This window comes from bacterium, assembly GCA_019695305.1.
In the GTDB taxonomy this organism is placed as follows: domain Bacteria; phylum UBA10199; class UBA10199; order UBA10199; family JAIBAG01; genus JAIBAG01.
The window spans coordinates 15,290-31,280 of record JAIBAG010000027.1; the positions used below are offsets into that span (position 1 = coordinate 15,290).

Below are 15,991 nucleotides of genomic sequence, written 5' to 3' on the forward strand. Positions count from 1 at the left end.
ATAGTATGAAAAAAATATTTTTATATTTTAGTTTTGGAATTGTACTGGTTTTGTGGGGTTGCGATTCGGGCCATAAAAGTCCTGTTGTTACCGATGACGGCACTCAAACTCCTGATGAGTCTGATAATACGGATGATAATACAGAAACTGATCCTGATACAAATCCCGATCCAGATCCTGCACCAGATCCCGATCCTATTCCCGATCCGGATCCAACACCTGATGTGGTTGTTGATCCTATTCTTACTCCTAAAATTAATTTTTTTAAGGCCGATGTCACGTGCATCAAGCCCGGTGAATCAGTTTCATTATCTTGGGAAACGGAAGATGCTGCAAAAATTTATTTAGATGGCAGTGCAGTGGAAGAAAACGGCAGTAAAGCAATTTCGCCTGGTAGCAGCCATACCTATAAACTAACCGTTAAAAATGGCGAACACGATGAAGAGAAGGAAATTTATGTAGGTGTTAAAAAATCGTATTATGAACACGAGACTCAATCATATTCCTTTGATGAGGGTCCCATCGACAATGTTACTCAGTCTGAACGTGGTGGATTACTTATTTTATCGGAAGGACGTGTTTATAAAGGATCTTATACCAAGGGGTTTAACGATATTAGCCCCACGGGTAACGAATTTACGGCTGCTGCCTTTCATCCTAAAAGTCCCAAAATTTTATATGCGGCAAGTTTTGGCCGTGTGTACCGTTCCAATAATAATGCCGACTCCTGGTCGAGAGTTATTCCTATTCGTCGCAATGGTTTAGATTTAGCAATCACCTCGTTGTATGTTTTACCCGAAAATACACATAAAGTGGTGGTGGGTGTAGATGGTGGCGCTTTTGTATACGATGATGATGCCGATACCTTAACACTGCTTCCGTCGATTAACGGTGAAATTGTGACTCAGGTAGCAAGCGGCGAAAATAAAATTGTGTATCGTACAGAAGGAGGACTTTTTCAGTCTAGCGGTTCGTTTGGTTCTTTTAAGTCGATTAATTCTTCATCGTGGAACAAGATTTATCAGGTTAAGGTGAATGATGACAACGAAATTATTGTAGGTACCAACAAGGGACTTTATAAAAAAGTAGGGGATGCCAGCTGGCAGCGCGAGGGATCTTATACGGGTGCCGTTTATGATTTTTCGGAAGATTATCCGCAATTGATTTCCGATAATGGTGACCCAGTGGCATGGTATTTAAGCTATTTTCCTTTTTTTGGAATTGAAAAGCCTATGCATTATTACATTACCAACGGCAATGCGTTGATGGAATATACCTCGAGCGCCTTAACAACGGTTTTAACAGTTGATATGGATCGTTTATTGGAAATGGATACTCTTGTAGGTGTTGATGGAGACCGTTTTCAGGAAATTACAGAGGTAAAAAAATATGAAGCCCGTTGTGAGGCTCCTTAATTTTTAGAACTTAGTTTTAATCCTATAATGCCGGTTAAAATAAGGCCAATACATATCAGTTTTAAAACACTTTTATCTTCACCAAATAAAAACATTCCGGCTATAGCGCCTGCAACAATGCCAATAGATGTCCAAATGGCATAAGCATTGCCCAGTGGTATTGCTTTCATAGAATAAGAGAGTAGATAAAAGCTAATACCCATAATTCCCAAAGTTACAACACTGGGAATAAGCCTCGTAAAGCCTTGGGTATATTTCATTCCCACCACCCACACGGCTTCTAGTAAGCCTGCTGTTATGAGGCAAATCCAGTATTTCATAAAAACCTTACCTGTTGAGATGAATTGCTTTTAAAATTATTCTCCGTTAAACAAAAGTATTCATCATGAAAGACCTGTTAAAACAACTTTTATTTTTTATTCTGGGGTGCCTCCTGTTATGGGGTGTATGGCGTTATATGGGGCGTGATCAACCCGTGGGTGAACTGGGAACCAGTAAATGGCAATGTGCTTCTTATACGCCCTTTATTGAAGATGAAGCCCCCTGGCAGATGGCTTATAATCAGCTTAAAATTCCTCGGGAACGCGTAGAGGCCGACCTTAAAGTATTGGCAGAACATTTTGATTGTGTGCGTCTTTATTCTGTTACCGGACTTTCGTTTATTCCCGAAATTGCTCGTGCCACTGGTCTTAAGTTGATGTTGGGAGCCTGGGTGAATGGTTCTCCCAAAGATACCTGGAAAGAAATTCGCCAGATGGTGTTAATGGCCAAAGATAATCAGGATGTAGTGAAGGCGGTGATTGTAGGCAATGAAACTTTGCTTCGCAAAGAAGTGAGCGATGAAGAACTGGTTGATTATATCCGATACGTGAAAAAATCTTTGCCAAAAATGCCCGTGACGTATGCCGATGTTTGGGAATTTTGGCTTAAATATCCAAAGGTGGCACCTGTGGTAGATTTTGTAACCATTCATATTCTCCCGTACTGGGAAGACGAACCTGTAGGGATTGATAATGCCATCCCCCATGTTGAAAAAATTTATAATCAGTTACAAGCCGCTTTTCCTGATAAAAAAATTATGATTGGCGAAACGGGTTGGCCCAGCTTTGGCCGTATGCGTGAAGAAGCCTTCCCCAGCCTTGTAAATCAGGCCAAATTTGTACGCGGTGTGGTGGCATTAGCTCATGAAAAGGGTTGGGATTATAATTTGATTGAAGCCTTTGATCAAAAATGGAAGCGCAATAGCGAAGGAGCTGTAGGAGGAAACTGGGGGTTGTTTTTTCAAGATCGCAAACCCAAGCCTATTTTTAATTCTTTTGTCTCTAATTATCCTTATCAAATTTTGTTATTGTGTTCGGTGGGATTGTTTTTGTTGATGCTTGCAGGAGCGCGTTTTTTTTCGTCTGTATTACTCAATTGGAAAACTTTTATTATTTTGTCTGTGACGTCTTTTGTTCTTGTTTATCAGGCATACGAATTTTTTTATGCTAGCCGATACGTAAGCGAGTGGGTTTTTGGAGCTATCTTTTTGTTATTAGGTTTTTTGGTTGCACTTAATATAGAAAACAAAAATTTTTTATCTTTTCGCATGCTTTTTATTGCGCTGGTTCTCCACGTAAGTCTTACCATGCTTTTTGATGCGCGCTATCGCATGTTCCCGTGGGCGGGGTTAGTTCCTCTGGCTTTGGCAACAGTGTTTATTCCTCAAAATAATAGTGAACATAAAAAATTTAATACTTTATTTGGCATATTGCTGGTGTTTGTGAATTTTTTTATTTTGATAAACGAAACTATTTTTAACTGGCAATCTAATTTATGGGTAATTTTTTCAATAGTGGTAGCGATATGTCTTTTATATCCTGGTCTCTCTTTGCCGCTGCGTAGGCGTTGGGTAAAGGCGCTTTGTATTTTTGTTATTGCGGTGACGGCGGCTTCTTTAGTGCGCTACCGCTTAATGGAACCAGCCGCTTTAAATGATATTTGCCGGGCTGATACTATTCCGTGGTGGTGTACTTTGCGTCAAAACACAGGGCTGCTAATCCACTTTCGTTTTTTTGAACGTATCGCGCTATCTTTTGCGGTGTTATCTCTCGTGTTTAAAAGACCTCTGTATTTTTATATAGGTGTTCTTTTTTCGGGTATGGGAATGGTCCTTTATAATTTTGACTTTGCAGCACTTGCGTTTGTCGTGTGTGCACTTTACTTGGCTTTATCGCCCCAGGTTTCATGTAAAAACTCTTCTCTACCCGAGCCTGAACGGTAAAACTGGTAGCGCATTGGATTTTTTTTGTGATAATCCTGGTGATAATCTTCTGCCGGGTAAAAAGGTGTAGCGGCTATAATTTTGGTTTTAATGGGTTTATTAAATTTACCTGATTTGGCCAAAACTTCTTTTGATGCTTCGGCAATTTTTTTTTCGTTCTCATCATTGTAAAAAATAGCTGTAATGTACTGTGAGCCTTTGTCGGCAAATTGGCCAAATTCGTCGGTAGGGTCAATTTGTTTCCAAAAAATATCCACTAATTCTTGATAACTTACTTTAGCTGGATCATAAGTGATTTCTACAGCCTCAATGTGTCCAGAGTTACCCATAGACACTTCTTCGTAGGTAGGATTTGGCTTTTTACCTCCAATATATCCCGATAACACTTTCGTAACGCCAGGTTTGGCTTCAAAAGGAGCTACCATGCACCAAAAGCAGCCTCCAGCAAATACGGCTTTTTTTTGAGTATCCATAGGCCATCCTTTATAAGGAAAAAATAACGTGATGAAAAGAAAGGAATAGAAAAAAGAGATAAGAAGTGATTGAATAAGATGTTTTCTATCCATAACGAGGTTTTCATGAAAAGAATTAGCATTATTATAGCGGTTTTATCAATTTTTCTTTTTGTACATAAGGCAAATGCCACTTGCTTAGTTGGTGATAAGGTAAAAGTGGAATGGAAGGGCGGCTGGTATCCGGCAACTGTTATTAAGGCCGATGGTGAGCGGTGTTTTATTCATTATAACGGCTATGGTGATAGCTGGGATGAATGGGTGGGCGCTGATAGAATGCGCTATGAGGTTGTGACACCGGCTGCAAATAAACTGTGGAAAGAAGGCGATAAGTTGAATGTGAGCTGGAAGGGACGGTGGTATCCAGCTTATGTTCTTAAGGTAGATGGTAAGCGTCTGTTTATTCATTATGAAGGGTATGAAAGCTCATGGGATGAATGGGTAGGGCCGGAACGCTACCGTTAGAAGGGATATGGTGCGTACAATTTTAGGGAAAGAAAGTCGACGGATTGTAGGTGCTCTTTTGTTATTGGTGCCCTTTTCCCTTTATGCCCAAGTTTTAGACGATAAGCTTTCGTTTACGGCCGAACTTAATTTGAGTATTCCTTTTAACCCGTCTTTGTATCCTTTTCTTAAAAAAACCGATTTTGATTTTAATACCAATAATCTTTATTCGGATACCAACGAAAATATTTTGAGACAAACTTTACAGGCCTCACACGATAGTATGGAAGTTAAAATGGCCTGGATGCAGTTTTTAATTGTGAAAGGGTACTATAGTTTTTTAAGTGCATTAGGGCCAGCGGGTACTGACGATGACGTATGTATTAGTACCGATAATAAACTTGAACGAGGGACGACACTGCGTTTCAAAGATGATCCTCCCGATACCTTGTGTAAGCTTCGTATCAATTCGGGACTGAAATCGGTATGGGGTGGTATTATTAAAAAAGCTGAAGATTCGCCTCTTGTTGCCGAGGGTATGGCCATAGCCGAACAAATGATGCGTGAGGCCCCCGATAAATATGCTGAACCCTATTTGGCCATTGGTTTTGTAAAAACTGTGGCAGGCAATTTTGAAGAGGCCCGTACTTTAATGGGGACCGGTCTTAAACTTGAAAATCTACATTCTCAATTGGCTGTTCCGTATGCTGCCATGCTTACTTTTGAGGCGAGTCAAACCGGCAAGTCTTTGCCTATTGATAAAATTAGGGAAATGTTAGAGCCCGTGTATCAGCAAAAAAATCTTGATCGTGGATATTATATGGCGCTTGCTCGTGTTTATTATCTGCTGGGCCGTTATCCCGATGCGCTTGAAGTGTTGGAAAAAGTAAAAACCAAAAATTCTGATGAAGAACTAAATTTAAATTTAGCCTTAGGACTTACCTATAGCCGTATGGGCAAAAATCCGGACGCAATTAAGGTTTTACTAAAGGCCAAAAAACTAGCTTCAACTCCCGAGAAGAAAAATACGATAACCTGGGCACTCGATCTTATCCAATAAATCATGGAACTTCCTCTTGTTTTAAATTATCTCGATTACCGTTCCTTTTTGGGCGACTGGTATCGTTCTTGTAAAAGCAACACTGTAAAATATTCTTATCGTCAGTTTGCTAGTGATTTAGGCTTTAATCCGTCTAATTTTTTACATCTTGTTGTTACTGGCAAACGCAATTGTTCGGAGGAGGCGGTTCGTAAAATTGTAAAACACATCAAGGGAAGCGCCCAGGAGAAAAAATATTTTGAGCTGTTAGTGAGTTATAATCAAAGTGAAAATGCACACAGTAAAGATGAACAGCTTAAAAAGCTGGAAGAGTTACGTGGGAAAAAACGTAGGCTAATAGATTCGGATGAGGCCAAGTTTTTTGTAAACTGGTATATTCCGGTATTACGTGAAATTATTTGTCTTAAAAATTTTGTTCCTAACCTCAGTTGGATTTCAAAAAAATTAAATCCTTCGGTATCTCAAGAAAAAGTGCTGGAAGGGCTCAAAATTTTGGAGCGCTTAGGTTATATAAAAAAAGAAGGAAACAAGTATAAACAGATCGAATCGCATCTTACCACTTCTCCCGAAGTAAATTCCGATTGGATTTTGCACTATCATCGCGAGATGATGAATTTGGCTTTAGAATCGCTCCAATTACCATCTTCTGCGCGGGATGTGTCGTCGATGACTATTGGTGTTACCAGTGAACAATTTCAACGGATTAAAAAGAAGATTGTGGCCTTTCGTGATGAAATTCAGCATGAGTTAGAAGAAGATGGAAGCGTGTTGCCCGAGAGCGTGGTTCAACTCAATATTCAGTTCTTTCCCCTCACTAAAAATAGTAAATAATTGAAATTATTGCATTTTTTAAAATGGCCTCTGTATACACCGTATACCAAAAAAGTGTAAAAAAGCTCATTTTGCACAACATTTTTGTCTTAAAACCGATAATAGAGTGTGTGTTACGGAGACTTTATGATGAATAATATTAAATGTTTTTTAGTGATTTTGGTTCTATTTTTAAGCGCCTGTTCGGGCAAGGGTACCATTAATGTTGGAAATCCCGATGGCAGTTCTGTACCCAGTATCAAGATAGGCAAGCTTAATTCTACAACCGGACGTTCGGCCATTGTAATGCCGGTAGAAATATTTGGTGGCGAGAGCGAACTTGATCAGTCGGCATTAAATATTGATATTAACCAAGACCGTGCTGTGGAGGTTTTGGATTTACAGCAATATTACGATGCTAATGGCAAGACCGTGGAATTTACTTTGGCTAATCTTGCTCATGGTGATCAATTAACTTTTCATGTTCTCAAAAACGGGGCTGAAGTAGCCGTATATGAAGGAGAAGTATCGGTAAGTAGTGATAGCCAAGCTACTCTTCAAGGTGGAGCCGCTGCAAATGTTAAAGGTGTATTTGTTGTGGATGAAGCAAATGATACTTGCACCACCGACGGGAATCCAGCAACGGATGATTTTGGTTTGGCTGATGCCACCGATCGCGATGATTTATGTTTAGAAGTTGATGATACCGGTAATTTTTCCTTTTTGGATTTGGATGATGACCATACCGAGGTGATTACCGAAATGAGCGGTAGCAGTTTTAAAATAAGGTATCAGGACTATATTAATGCGGGGATTAACTTTTTATGCTCGCTTACCTATAGTGCCGATGGAAAAAGTGTTACAGGCCAATGTAAATATGTGGATGGCAGTACCACTCATACCTGTAATTTGGCTTATACTAAGGTGGGCGATGATCCACAGGGTACTGTGATGATTGATGGGTTGCCACATAACTGTGATAATCCCGACAGCTTTTCGGATGTAAGAGCTATTCAATAGCAGGGTCTCGCGTTGCCCCCTTACTGTTCGTGTTTGCTTACTGGTTTCCGGAATTAATTTATTTATTTTTCATTTTTTGCTTTCCTCTTTTTTAGGAACACGCTAGGACACTATCTTTAAATTCTATGTCCAAGCCATCCATTGACCAATTAAACGATACCGCCCGCCGCTTAAGGATTAATATCCTTAAAATGGTGCATAAGGCCAAATGTGGGCACACCGGTGGCCCTCTTTCACTCATCGACATGATGGTGGGGCTTTATTTTTATAAAATGAGGGTGGATCCTAAAACTCCTAAAAACCCGAATCGTGACCGCTTTGTGATGTCTACCGGACACGCTTGCCCGGCTTTGTATGCCTGTCTCATCGAAAAGGGATTTATTCCCGAAGCCGAAATGTGGACTTTGCGTGGGTTAGGCTCTCCGCTTCAGGGGCATCCCAAGTACAAGTTAGAATATGGTATTGAAATGTCTACCGGGTCGCTTGGCCAGGGGATGAGTGTGGCAAACGGGATGGCCTTAGCAGGCAAGCTCGATAAAAAAGATTACCGTGTTTATAGTATGGAATCAGACGGAGGCGCCCAGGAAGGGATGATGTGGGAAGGCGCCATGACGGCAGGTTATAAAGGTTTAGATAATCGCTGTGCCATGCTGGATTATAACGGCATTCAGATTGATGGTTTTGTAAAAAACGTAAAGGATGTTCATCCTTTAGCCGATAAGTTTAAAGCATTTAATTGGCATGTACTTGAAATTGACGGGCACAATATGCAGCAAATTTGTGATGCCCTCGATGAAGCGGAAGCCACCAAAGGCAAGCCCACCATGATTTTAGGTAAAACAATTATGGGTAAAGGTGTAAGTATTTTTGAAAACAAACCTCAGTACCATGGGGTAGCGCCTAGTGATGATGAACTGGCGGTAGCCTTGAAGGAATTGGGGGCGTAATTATGTCTGACGTTGCAACAAGAGATGCGTATGGCAAAAAGCTGGCCGAATTAGGCGAAAAGTATGCCAATATTGTGGTGCTCGATGCCGATTTATCCGGATCCACCAAAACCGGTGTATTTGCAAAAAAATTCCCTGAACGCTTTTTTAATATGGGTGTTGCCGAGCAAGATCTTATGGGGACGGCCGCGGGTTTAGCTTCTACTGGTAAAGTGGCTTATGCGTCCACCTTTGCTGTTTTTGCTGCAGGACGCGCCTGGGAAATTATACGCCAATCAGCCTGTTATCCCAATTTTAACGTAAAAGTTTGTGCTTCCCATGCCGGTTTATCGGTAGGTGAAGATGGAGCGAGTCATCAAATGATTGAAGATATCGCTATCATGCGCGCGATTCCTAACATGAAAGTATTTGTTCCCTGCGATGGTGCCGAAACCGAACAGGTGATTGAAGCTGTGTATCATTTAGAAGGCCCCTGTTATGTGCGTCTGGGTCGTGCTAAATGTCCCTCTGTTTTTCCTGCCGATTATAAGTTTCAGGTTGGTAAGGGTTTTGTTATTAAAGAAGGTAGTGATGTGTGCTTGTTTACCGCCGGTTTTTTAACGGGCGATACTTTAGGAGCAGCTGCTAAACTTGCCGAAAATGGCATTTCGGCCTCGGTTGTGGCTTTGGCTTCGGTAAAACCCATTGATGAAGAATTGATTTCTAAGATGGCGAAAAAACACCGTTTATTGGTTTCTGTTGAAGAGCATACGGTGGTTGGCGGTATTGGATCGGCCATTGCCGAAGTTCTTACCAGCCGTTCTCCTGCGCCGCTTTTGCGTTTGGGGATGCAGGATGAATTTGGTCAATCGGCGGATGCCAAAATATTGATTAAACACTATGGTTTGGATGCCGAAGGAATTGCTCAGTCTGTATTAAAGCGTCTTAAAGAAGTATGAAAAAAAAACTTTTTTTTATCTGTCTATTGCTTATCTCTCGTACCAGCTTTGCCTTAAGTGATAAAATTTATCAGGAACTTGAAACCTTTACCCGTATTCTCGACATGGTAGACCGCGAATATGTAGATGCGGTTGATGAACATCGCCTTATTGAAGGTGCCATTGAGGGAATGTTGGCTACTCTCGACCCGCACACGCTTTATTTACCCCCCGATATGTATGCCGATTTTAAATCGGACACCGAAGGACGCTATGGCGGTATTGGTATTGAAATTACCGTAAAAGAGGGAACCTTGGTGGTTGTAGCACCGTTGGAAGATTCTCCTGCTTTTAAGGCTGGAGTGAAATCGGGAGATCGTATTCTTAAAATAAACGGCGAGCTGGCAAAAGGCATGACTCTTTTGGATGCTGTGCACAAAATGCGTGGTTCCAAAGGGCAAAAGATAGTTTTAACGTTATGGCATGAAGGTATGCAAAAGCCTGTAGACGTAACCATGGTGCGCGAGCTCATTAAAGTGGCCAGTGTTAAAAAGGAGTTGCTAGAAAATAATGTTGGTTATGTGCGTATTACCAGTTTTCAGGAGCACACAGGCGACGAGTTAAAAGACGCTTTAGACGATTTAAATAAGCAAAGTGGCAGTTTAAAAGGGATTATTCTTGATTTGCGCGATAATCCTGGTGGGTTATTTACCGAAGCGGTTTCGGTGTCGGATCTTTTTCTTTCAAACGGTGTGATTGTATCTACCAAAGGCCGCAACCGTGTTGAAGAAGTTGAATCGGCAAAACCCGGAAGTCCATTTGAAAAAACACCTATGGTTGTATTGGTAAATGGTGGGTCGGCATCGGCCTCCGAAATTGTAACTGGTGCCCTGCAAGATACCAAACGCGCTAAAGTGTTGGGTACAACCTCCTTTGGCAAGGGGTCGGTTCAAACGCTTATGGATATGGGCGATAAGTCGGCTCTTAAAATTACTATTGCCAAGTACTACACCCCCAAAGGACGTTCCATTGATGGTAAAGGTATTGTTCCCGATATTATTTTGGATAACGATACCTATAAGCGTGAAAATCCCAAGGCTAGCGATAGTGACCCTAAAGCATTTATGGATTTTCAAAAGAAGAAGGCTTTCGATTTTATTGAGAAGATGTCTCTTTAATAAATGTCCATAACACTGTTGATTTGGCAATGTTATTTTTCCACTGGGTAAGTTCTAAGTGCTTTTTCTGAAGCCGCAAAAATTCTTCCCTCATCTTGTTTTGTACCAAGCTTTTTTCAAGAGGTGATTTTGAAAAAATACCCAACACAATTTGTGTTCTGTTTTTTGTAAACATGAATATTTCGGGGAGGATAAGGGTTGTGTCAAAGGGGATGGGAAGGCTTTCCTGGGTTTTTTGCGGGTAATACTCGTACAAGATACCGTCTTTATCAATGCCCATGAGTAAAATATATTCGTATTCGGTATTTTTAATTTCTACCTTGAAATTGTTTCCCACTTTTAGTGATTGGTTGTTATCTATGGGCTTGTATTCATCTCCCGATTTTATGAGAAGCGTCATGGAAGGTTTAGTGCCAAAATGAAACGAAAACGCGTTGGAAAAAAGTTTTAAGACTATCCATAAAAAACCGGCCGTTATCATGCAAACAGCTATCAATATATAGCGATGTTTCAATAATTTGTGCATGAACGAGGGTTCTTGATTGTTGGGGGTGGAACGAGTGGGGCCTTTTATTTTTTTTTCTTCATTTAATTGCCTGATGCTTATTTGACAATGAGCACACGTCTTTACGTGATGAGCCTCTTCAGGTGTAATAACTCCTTCATACACGTAACGTTTAAGGGTAGTGGAGTCTAAACAAGTCATCGGTATTAATAAAATCCCCTTCGTCTGATCTACGATCAGGACTTCGGGGATAAAAGCTAGTAACGCCACCAAGCACTTTGTGCTCGGCAACTAACAAGCTCTAAAATGGATAGCCCAGTCCAGTATAAATTTCAAATCCCTCTTTGCCATAGGCCATATCGATTCTGCCAATAACATTAGGAGGAACAAAAGCTCTAATGCCCAAACCTCCCACCGGCTGCCAGTTATTGGTATTAATATGGTTCCAGCTTGGGAATACACGGCCTACTTCAAAAAAAGGATCGGCATTTACCGAAAATTTTTTGCCCATTACTTTTAGATCGGCTACCTTAATACGTTGTTCAATTTGAAAAACCATTTTCGAGCTGTCAATAAAGCGACCCGGTACAAACGAACGGAGCTCGGTAGGGCCGCCAATAGCACTTTGCTCGTAAAAAGGAATATTATTGCCCCAAACCCCTTGAGTATGGAAGCGAAAAACCGATTTCCAGCGGTTTTTAATGATGGGTAAAATGTGACTGATTTCAAAATCGAGCGCCTGAAAAGTATTGTCGCTTAAAAAACCATCAAACGAATAAGAACTCATCAGTGAGGCCAGTGTCCCTTTGTCGGAATATTCACTATTAGTACGGTTATCAAACACAAGGCCGATATCGGTTTTTAAATTTTTCGCACTTGTTACTTTAGGATTGCCGGCAAAGAGAGTGAGAGAAGCCGGGTAGTCATCCACGGCACGGTCGTGAAGGCGTACATCATTAAAACGAAAACCACCTTCAATACGTAAATTTGGTTTTAAATAGTAACCTGTATGGGCCTTTAAATTAATATTCTTAGAAAAAAAATTACTTTGGGCCGATTCTTTTGTAGTTGGCCCAATACCGTAAAAATAGCCAAAGGGCGTGTGAAGCAGTTGAGCTTCGGTTTCGAGATATATTTTGGAAGTTAAATGAGGGTTAAAATAACGCAGCGCAAACTCTTTGAGATAATCTTGGGCCATTTCGCCATAAAAAGTAATCTCCGATTCGGGTGTAGGGTATAAATAAGCAAGAGCTGCGCCACTTACTTTAAAGACGCTGTTATACTGGCCAATAACAGCCAGTATAGCCTTAATGGCGCCGTCCTTTTTATCCGATAATAACACCACAGGCATAAGCCCATAGGTATTGCCCTTGTCAGGGCGAGATTCCCATACTGGAACAGGAAAAATATCAAACTCACGATTTTTAAAAAAATCAAATTTTCCTTTTTTTGGTTCTTCCTTTTTTTGTTCAGGAGCAGGTGGTGTTTTAACAAGCGGCTTGGCGAGAGCCTGTATACTATAGAAAGTTACAAGAGAGATAAAAAGAATGAGAATATGCAAGAAGGGTGATGATAATTTCTTCATTTTTTTTCTTTCACCCTAACCCCGATAGCGGGATAAGTCTCTTATCTAAATAGTTCTATGCCTTCGGCACAGATTTTTTTTGTAAAAGACTAAACAATGCCGGCATCAGAATAAGGCTTGTTACTAAACAGGTCAAGCTACCAATTGTCATAATTTGTCCAAAGCTGGCCAGGCCGCGGTGGTGAACAAAGGCCAGCGGTCCAAAGCCAATAAGCATGGTGCCAAGTGATAGGATGATGGGAGTAGCTAAATCATAAAAAGTTTTTTCGGCAGATCCCGTTTCTTTAAAATGATGCACCATATGGATGCCGGTATCAATAGCCGAGCCAACAAGGAGAGGTAATGCAAAAAAATTGGCCAGGCTTAAACGGATGCCTAAAATGCCCATTATCATAAAAAGCCACAATACGCCTATGGCCAGCGGGATAATGGCAATAATACAATCACCCAGTTTGCGTAAATCTACCCATAAAATTGTGCAAACAATCACAAGCGTTAGACCGGCAATCATCAAAAAGCCACGTTCCATCAATTGGGCCGATTCGTATACAGTAATAGGGGCTCCTGTTACCAGCGGGTCAATTTTACGTATGTCTTCTATAAAGGTTTTTAAATTTTGAGGATCCCAAATGTCTTGGGAGGGGTAAATATATAAAGCATATTGTCCCGATTGACTTTGGTAATGTTTTACCACTAACGGCGGAAGTGAGGTGTTGCTGGTGCTTGTAGGGTTAAGGGCTCCGTTAAAGGTGTTAGCCAAGCTATTAATTTTTTGGTTAAAAAGCGCATTGGCTTCGTTAAAATTTTTTATAAAACTTTCAGGATCGTTTTTTAGCGTATCGAGATGTGTATCAATGACAGCAATGTTTTGTTCAATAGCCTCAATGGCTCCGCTGTAGCCAGCATTAAAAGCGCGATTTTGAATGCCGGTTAATGCTGTTTTTAATTTTTCTAAAAGAGCCATTACATTTTGGGCAGTAACGGTATTTGCTGCTGACACCATGGGTAACTGAAGTTGGTTCGACAAATTTTGCAGCTCGGCTATTCTTTCGCTGTTATTTTGGGGCAAAATGTTGAGAATAGAATCTGTTTTTTTAACCGACTTTATATTGTTTACCACGTCTGTGCGCTTTTTAAGTTCTTCTATGGACGGTGTAAGGCTTGCCAAAAACCAGGTAGAAAGGCCATCTGCACCTACCAGCTTTTTTTCCCACTGAACAGACGCGAGGGATGGATCTTGCAAGTTTAAAAGATTATGCTCAAAAGTAATTTTTAATAAAAACGGAACACCGGCAGCTGTGATGAGAGTAAATAGCAATAATGATATTTTGGGATACTTTTTAATTCCGCTAAAAAGAGGAATGTGAACCGGTTTAAAAGGTTTGGGGTTTTTGCTCTCGGTTAATAAAAGAAGCGAAGGTAAAACAGTGATTTGCGATATCAAGCAAAAGAAAAGACCGGCACCCGCAACAAAGCCCAATTCTTTAAGGCCTAAAAAATCGGTAAAGAGAGCCGATAAAAATGCACTCATAGAACATAAGGCACTAATAGCAAGGGTGGGACCAATAGATGAAAGTGTGGAACGAATGCTAGACGCGGGATTTGGGGCTTTTAACCTTTCGGTCTGATAACGAAATAAAAAGTGAACTCCATATTCTAGCCCTAAACCAATGAGAATAATGGCAAATACCATGGACAGCAAGTTGAGATGCCCAAGTGTAAGAGTGATAAATCCTAAAGTCCAGCTAATGCCCATAAATAAAGAAATTGCTGCCAGTACGGGACCTTTTCCGGAACGATAAAAAATTGCAAAAAGAATAAAAACACCTACAAAAGCGATAAGGCCAGAGCTTGCCGAATCGGTTCCGGTAGATTTCATTTCATCATGTTGTAAAACCGGACGCCCGGTAAGGCCAATATGCAGCCCTGGATTTTGTTTTTGGATAAGAGCAATTTGTTCTTTTAAAAAAGCGAGAGGCTTATCAATAACACCCATTGTACTAAAATCTTTTTTAGGCATTATTTGCATGAATGCCAGTTTCCCATCGCCCGATACCAAATATCCTTTTTGAGACAGTGACGAAACATCGGGCAAATCAATAAAATTGGCAATCATGTGCCCCAAATCGAGTTTGTTAAAGTAGTCTGGTTTGTCTAAGTTTTTTAAAACATCGGTAAAAAAAGAAGTGGCATCCTCTAGTCCCTGTGTGTTTGTGGTTGTGGCCTGGGGTGATGATAGAAAACTCGTTGTTTTATCTAAAAATGAATCTAAAGTAGAAAGGCCAAAAGCCTCGCGGATGAGAGAGGTGTTTTGTGTAAGGGTTTCTTTAGTTTTTTCAAAATCGGCCTTGGGTAAGGTAAGTAAAAAACGTTGTTCAAAATAACTCAAATCTAGCTTGTAATCGATACTGGTGTATAAATCGGTGCGTGGCAGAAGCGTTTTGTTTAAAGCTTCAAGCGCCTGCTCCACAGCATCGCTATTGGTGGCTGTTGCTTCAAAAATAACAACAATGCTTTCCTGATCGCCAAATTCTTTTAAAAATTTTTTATAGTTTTTTTGATAATCTTTTGAGTTAGAAATTAAATTATCTTGGTCGGTATCAAACTTAAGGTGATGGTAAGAATAGTAGAGGGAACCAGCTGTTAAAAGAAGGGAAATAAAAATAATGGAAAGGGCTTTTGCCATTCCTATTTGGTACCAAAAGTAGGGGGGGATGAAAAGGTTTCTTTTACTGCTGTTGTTGCTGCGATGCTTGCTTCATCAGATTTTTCCCCATTTCCCAAATGGGACCGGCAATTTTACCGCAATCGGCCAAAACATCTTTTAAGGCTGCTACAAATTTATCGGCATGTTCTTTAGTGATCGTCAGCGGGGGAATGAGTTTGACGATATCCTGATGATGGCCCGACACCTGGGTTAAAATATTGTGCTTGGATAAAAGCGGGATCACAATCAGTTCACCAAAAAGTCCCTTATCCATACTATGCACCATGTTCCAGGCTAGCTTATTTTTAAAACCGCTTGGTTTTCCAAATTCGATGCCAATCATGAGGCCTTTACCCCGCACTTCTTTAATCCATTCACTTTCTTTGGCTAACTCCTGCAATTTTTCTAAAAGGTAAGAGCCAACGTTACGGGCATTCTCCAATAATTTTTCTTCTTCAATGATATCCAGTGCTGCAAGTCCGCACACCATGGCTAAATTATTTTGGCCAAAGGTAGACGAATGCACCACACAGCGTTCCATTTTGCTAAAAACTTTATCGTAAATCCATCTTTTACAAATGGTAGCGCCCACGGGCACCATGCCGCCGGAGAGGGCTTTAGCAATGGT

15 protein-coding genes are annotated in these 15,991 nt (G+C 40.7%); 9 read left to right on the forward strand and 6 right to left on the reverse strand.

Going from position 1 to position 15,991, the window contains the following annotated elements:
• Nucleotides 1-5: 5 nt before the first annotated feature.
• Nucleotides 6-1,415: a hypothetical protein gene (locus K1X76_10665; GenBank protein ID MBX7149529.1), complete on the forward strand. Its 1,410-nt coding sequence runs from the start codon at nt 6-8 to the stop codon at nt 1,413-1,415.
• On the opposite strand, the gene sugE is transcribed toward K1X76_10665, so the two are convergent.
• Nucleotides 1,412-1,735, reverse strand: a complete 324-nt coding sequence (sugE, locus tag K1X76_10670; GenBank protein MBX7149530.1) for a quaternary ammonium compound efflux SMR transporter SugE — start codon at nt 1,733-1,735, stop codon at nt 1,412-1,414. The genes K1X76_10665 and sugE overlap by 4 nt on opposite strands.
• A gap of 65 nt (nt 1,736-1,800) precedes the next feature.
• Here sugE and K1X76_10675 point away from each other — a divergent pair, with 65 nt between their 5' ends.
• Nucleotides 1,801-3,678: a beta (1-6) glucans synthase gene (locus K1X76_10675; protein ID MBX7149531.1), complete on the forward strand. Its 1,878-nt coding sequence runs from the start codon at nt 1,801-1,803 to the stop codon at nt 3,676-3,678.
• On the opposite strand, the gene msrA is transcribed toward K1X76_10675, so the two are convergent.
• Entirely contained in the window at nt 3,615-4,151 is a 537-nt protein-coding gene (msrA, locus tag K1X76_10680) for a peptide-methionine (S)-S-oxide reductase MsrA (GenBank protein ID MBX7149532.1), read from the reverse strand. The genes K1X76_10675 and msrA overlap by 64 nt on opposite strands.
• Nucleotides 4,152-4,256: 105 nt before the next feature.
• Between msrA and K1X76_10685 the strand changes: the two genes are divergently transcribed.
• The 7 genes from K1X76_10685 (at nt 4,257) to K1X76_10715 (ending at nt 10,566) form a co-directional block, all read left to right on the forward strand.
• Nucleotides 4,257-4,655, forward strand: coding sequence for a hypothetical protein (locus tag K1X76_10685; protein MBX7149533.1), 399 nt, complete (start codon nt 4,257-4,259; stop codon nt 4,653-4,655).
• Nucleotides 4,656-4,662: 7 nt separating this feature from the next.
• Nucleotides 4,663-5,694, forward strand: a complete 1,032-nt coding sequence (locus K1X76_10690) for a tetratricopeptide repeat protein (GenBank protein ID MBX7149534.1) — start codon at nt 4,663-4,665, stop codon at nt 5,692-5,694.
• Between the two features lie 3 nt (nt 5,695-5,697).
• The gene (locus K1X76_10695; GenBank protein MBX7149535.1) at nt 5,698-6,525 is read left to right on the forward strand and encodes a TIGR02147 family protein; all 828 of its coding nucleotides are present in this window, start codon (nt 5,698-5,700) and stop codon (nt 6,523-6,525) included.
• Between the two features lie 126 nt (nt 6,526-6,651).
• Nucleotides 6,652-7,524: a hypothetical protein gene (locus K1X76_10700; protein ID MBX7149536.1), complete on the forward strand. Its 873-nt coding sequence runs from the start codon at nt 6,652-6,654 to the stop codon at nt 7,522-7,524.
• Nucleotides 7,525-7,649: 125 nt separating this feature from the next.
• On the forward strand, nt 7,650-8,471 hold the full coding sequence (locus K1X76_10705) for a transketolase (protein MBX7149537.1): 822 nt from the start codon (nt 7,650-7,652) through the stop codon (nt 8,469-8,471).
• Between the two features lie 2 nt (nt 8,472-8,473).
• Nucleotides 8,474-9,409 (forward strand): transketolase family protein, encoded by a 936-nt coding sequence (locus tag K1X76_10710; protein ID MBX7149538.1) that lies wholly within the window; start codon nt 8,474-8,476, stop codon nt 9,407-9,409.
• On the forward strand, nt 9,406-10,566 hold the full coding sequence (locus tag K1X76_10715; GenBank protein MBX7149539.1) for a S41 family peptidase: 1,161 nt from the start codon (nt 9,406-9,408) through the stop codon (nt 10,564-10,566). The genes K1X76_10710 and K1X76_10715 overlap by 4 nt, the downstream gene beginning before the upstream one ends.
• Here the strand turns inward: K1X76_10715 and K1X76_10720 are convergent.
• From K1X76_10720 to K1X76_10735, 4 genes are all read right to left on the reverse strand, one after another.
• Entirely contained in the window at nt 10,544-11,272 is a 729-nt protein-coding gene (locus tag K1X76_10720; GenBank protein ID MBX7149540.1) for a hypothetical protein, read from the reverse strand. The two genes, K1X76_10715 and K1X76_10720, sit on opposite strands and share 23 nt — an antisense overlap.
• Nucleotides 11,273-11,372: 100 nt before the next feature.
• Entirely contained in the window at nt 11,373-12,656 is a 1,284-nt protein-coding gene (locus K1X76_10725) for a BamA/TamA family outer membrane protein (protein MBX7149541.1), read from the reverse strand.
• 55 nt (nt 12,657-12,711) lie between these two features.
• Nucleotides 12,712-15,342, reverse strand: a complete 2,631-nt coding sequence (locus K1X76_10730; GenBank protein ID MBX7149542.1) for an MMPL family transporter — start codon at nt 15,340-15,342, stop codon at nt 12,712-12,714.
• A gap of 43 nt (nt 15,343-15,385) precedes the next feature.
• Nucleotides 15,386-15,991: aminotransferase class III-fold pyridoxal phosphate-dependent enzyme (locus tag K1X76_10735; protein ID MBX7149543.1), on the reverse strand; the 606-nt coding region annotated here is incomplete at its 5' end.

Bases quoted from the DNA above. Each gene is read 5' to 3' on its own strand.
- K1X76_10665 (MBX7149529.1), top strand. From the start codon at position 6: ATGAAAAAAATATTTTTATATTTTAGTTTTGGAATTGTACTGGTTTTG.
- sugE (MBX7149530.1), bottom strand. From the start codon at position 1,735: ATGAAATACTGGATTTGCCTCATAACAGCAGGCTTACTAGAAGCCGTG.
- K1X76_10690 (MBX7149534.1), top strand. From the start codon at position 4,663: ATGGTGCGTACAATTTTAGGGAAAGAAAGTCGACGGATTGTAGGTGCT.
- K1X76_10695 (MBX7149535.1), top strand. From the start codon at position 5,698: ATGGAACTTCCTCTTGTTTTAAATTATCTCGATTACCGTTCCTTTTTG.
- K1X76_10675 (MBX7149531.1), top strand. From the start codon at position 1,801: ATGAAAGACCTGTTAAAACAACTTTTATTTTTTATTCTGGGGTGCCTC.
- K1X76_10720 (MBX7149540.1), bottom strand. From the start codon at position 11,272: ATGACTTGTTTAGACTCCACTACCCTTAAACGTTACGTGTATGAAGGA.
- K1X76_10715 (MBX7149539.1), top strand. From the start codon at position 9,406: ATGAAAAAAAAACTTTTTTTTATCTGTCTATTGCTTATCTCTCGTACC.
- K1X76_10710 (MBX7149538.1), top strand. From the start codon at position 8,474: ATGTCTGACGTTGCAACAAGAGATGCGTATGGCAAAAAGCTGGCCGAA.
- K1X76_10685 (MBX7149533.1), top strand. From the start codon at position 4,257: ATGAAAAGAATTAGCATTATTATAGCGGTTTTATCAATTTTTCTTTTT.
- K1X76_10700 (MBX7149536.1), top strand. From the start codon at position 6,652: ATGATGAATAATATTAAATGTTTTTTAGTGATTTTGGTTCTATTTTTA.
- msrA (MBX7149532.1), bottom strand. From the start codon at position 4,151: ATGGATACTCAAAAAAAAGCCGTATTTGCTGGAGGCTGCTTTTGGTGC.
- K1X76_10725 (MBX7149541.1), bottom strand. From the start codon at position 12,656: ATGAAGAAATTATCATCACCCTTCTTGCATATTCTCATTCTTTTTATC.
- K1X76_10705 (MBX7149537.1), top strand. From the start codon at position 7,650: ATGTCCAAGCCATCCATTGACCAATTAAACGATACCGCCCGCCGCTTA.
- K1X76_10730 (MBX7149542.1), bottom strand. From the start codon at position 15,342: ATGGCAAAAGCCCTTTCCATTATTTTTATTTCCCTTCTTTTAACAGCT.